This is a genomic window from Bacillus sp. Root131 (genome assembly GCF_001429475.1).
GTDB classification, from domain to species: domain Bacteria; phylum Bacillota; class Bacilli; order Bacillales; family Bacillaceae_G; genus Bacillus_A; species Bacillus_A thuringiensis_S.
Genome location: NZ_LMJQ01000001.1, coordinates 359688 through 359937, shown reverse-complemented (window position 1 = coordinate 359937; position 250 = coordinate 359688). Strand labels below are relative to the sequence as shown.

The window sequence follows — 250 nt, the reverse complement described above, 5'->3', positions numbered from 1 at the left end:
GTTGTTGGCTCTGCTTCGTACTTCACTGCGACTCTCTTACTCTCATCTTTATTCGGTTTCGTTACTGTTACGTATACTGTGCCGCCTGTTGATACTAGTAAATCTTTTCCTGTGATTGTTGCTTCCTTCGCATCTTTCGCTACTGTTGCGTTTCCTAACTCTTTTCCTTCTGTTGATGCATCATATACGCGAACAAGATCACCTTCRGYWACYYCACTYACTGTAATTGTATCCGCATCTCCAGCTTTAT

The 250-nt window shown here is 42.6% G+C and carries 1 pseudogene; it reads right to left on the bottom strand.

The features are described 5' to 3' along the window. Positions 1-250: pseudogene (locus ASE54_RS36670) on the bottom strand (IMP dehydrogenase); the annotation flags it as partial.